Genomic DNA, 2,323 nt, shown 5'->3' on the forward strand with positions numbered 1-2,323 from the left:
TGCACTGTTCGGCAGTTGCCGCCCCCCGAACGCCAGCGGCGAAGAAAGCTCGAAGGTGACTTCGTCGCCGGTGTCAGCCGTCTTTTGCTCGATGAACCACAGCTCGACCGGCATTTCCTCGTTCGGATCTGCTGTCGGGTTGCCGTTCGGGAAATTCGCCGCGTCGAGATACTTGGCGAGTGTGCAGTGCCGAAGCACCCTTGCGCCGACCAGGTCGTCGAGCGCTGCGCACATCGCCGAGATCGTGCCGTCGAGGTTCGAAACGGAAAGCGACGGCGTCGCTTGCTTGGTCTCCCCGCTGCGACTGAACCCCGAAACTGACACCGGCCACGGGCTATAGGGCTGCCCTTGCCAGATGATTGGCTCGGACTGCGCATGCGGGTGAAAGCGAAGCAGATCGCCGCCGAATGCAGTTGCGTCGATCTCGAACAAAGTTACTTTGTCGCCCGGCTCAAGCTTCTGAACGTCGTTTTGAATGCCCATATCAAGGTGAGAAGGTTTGCTCGAATGTCGCTTCGATGGTGAGCAGCGGGCCACGCCGCGAAACCCGATACTTGCCGCATGTGAAAAGCGCGGCGTCGCCATATGGCGGCGTCCACATAAACGCCCTCGCGCCCTTATGACGATTGAGAAAATCGACGATGGGCGAAACCGTGACAGCGAAGTCGGTCAGCGAAACAGGCCAAGCCGCCACGCAGGCGTTAAGGCCTTGCCCGGTCCGCTGGGCGAAGCCATCGCCGTACTGCACCTTGTCGACCCCGAACGTCACTTCGCCGGATTGGCCCGCGTCGACGTCCCAGCCGAATGTCTCGATAGTCACGGCGCCTCTCTCAACCGATGGAACTTATTGCTATGGCGCATCAGTCCCGGCCCAAAAGAAAAAGCCCGCGAAAGCGGGCAATGTTGGTGGTCATGCTTGTCCGTTCCTAACCTTCCAGAAAACACCACCAGGCCGCAATTCGCGGCCTAGTTGGTCGGTGACGAGGGACCGCATCGTGGCCTCAAACCGCCCCATGTCGCTTGTCGCTGGCAGGCGAGACGTATTGCCGCTTCCGTCAACGACAGAGATGGGCATGGACAATTGGATAGCAGGTGCCCCCGATACCCAACTTGCACCACCCTGCCCAACGTAGCCGCCCTGCGCATAGCCTCGCCAGCCGCCCAGACCCTGGCCGGCGTGGATCGCCTCAAACAGCGGTCGATAACGTGCGGTCTTCTCTTGATCGAAGACGAACTCGCCGCGGTGAACCACGCCCGCCGGCTCATACTTGCCACCGATACCGGTAAAGCCGCCGCTGTCCCAGCCCTGAATCGTCGCCAAGCCCCCAATAGGGTCAGCGCTTGCGTTGGCCGCTGCAATGGCACCCGGCGCAATCGACGACTGCCCGAACAGGTTAGCGAGCCACGTCCCGCTGCCCAGGAGCGACATCAGCCCGCTAGCGCCCTTCGAGATAGCGAGCCGCGCCTGTATCCGCGCGATGTCCGCGAGGACGCTGGTGGTCAGGCTCGACATGCTGAGCTTGCCGGTCGTCGCGTAGGCGACCCAGGCGTCCTCGCCCGAGCGCAGAATGTCCGACGTGGTCGCTTGCGCCATGCTCGCGTGATTGGCGATGTCAGCCGAGTAATCGGCGAATGCCGTCGAGATCCCGTTGGACCACTCCCCACGCTTTGCTTTGAGCTGGTCGTAGTAATCGCTCGCCATCGAAAGCGAGCGCTCCATGGCCTGGCTTATCGCCGCCTGCTCTTCTTGATACTGCTCAGAGCCGAGCAGGTCTTTCGGAGTCTCCTTGGCGAGCCGTTCTTTGTAGCGATCGAATTCCTTCGCGATCTGGTTGATCGCCCTCACGCGCTCCGCCTGCTCGGCGCCCATACCGAACGCGTCCAGCGTGCGCTGATAGCCCTCCGCCTGCGTCGCTTGGCCCGACTCAATCTGACTTTGGATTTGGGCAGAGCGCTCCGCCAGCCGGCCCTTTTCCTCCTGCAGCCGCAACTCCTTCTCGACTGCGACGTTGCGTTCGAGCTGCGACCGGATCGCATCCTGCCCCGCCAGTAGGCTCTTGTCCTCGGCGGTCTTGATGTCCTTGCCCTTGAGATCGGCGATTTTCTGGTTGAACTCGGCCAGCTTCTTCGCCGAGCCGGTCAGCTTTTCATCCAATCCCAACTGCGCACGAACCGAGGCCTCTTGCTCTCGCAGGCTTTGCAGCATCCGGGTCGACGCGTCGTCGTGGACCGCCTTCGCGTGCGTCGACGGCGTCTTATGGTCCTTATACTTGTCGTCGATCTGCGCCAGGTCTCGCGCACGCTGCTCCGCCGATATGCCGAG

General features: G+C 62.0%; 3 protein-coding genes. All 3 read right to left on the bottom strand.

Features of this window, described 5'->3' with window-relative positions:
• A partial coding sequence (locus BLU54_RS22865) for a phage minor tail protein L (protein ID WP_235838094.1) occupies positions 1–585 on the bottom strand: 585 nt, incomplete at its 3' end.
• Positions 485–820 carry a phage tail protein gene (locus BLU54_RS22870; RefSeq protein ID WP_091913500.1) on the bottom strand — a complete coding sequence of 112 codons (336 nt, stop codon included), beginning with the start codon at positions 818–820 and terminating at the stop codon, positions 485–487. The genes BLU54_RS22870 and BLU54_RS22865, both read right to left, overlap by 101 nt.
• A gap of 90 nt (positions 821–910) precedes the next feature.
• Positions 911–2,323, bottom strand: a 1,413-nt coding sequence (locus tag BLU54_RS22875; protein ID WP_091913502.1) for a phage tail tape measure protein, incomplete at its 5' end; no start/stop codon positions are given.

Origin of the sequence: Chitinasiproducens palmae, assembly GCF_900095735.1 — a bacterium.
Classification (GTDB): Bacteria; Pseudomonadota; Gammaproteobacteria; order Burkholderiales; family Burkholderiaceae; genus Chitinasiproducens; species Chitinasiproducens palmae.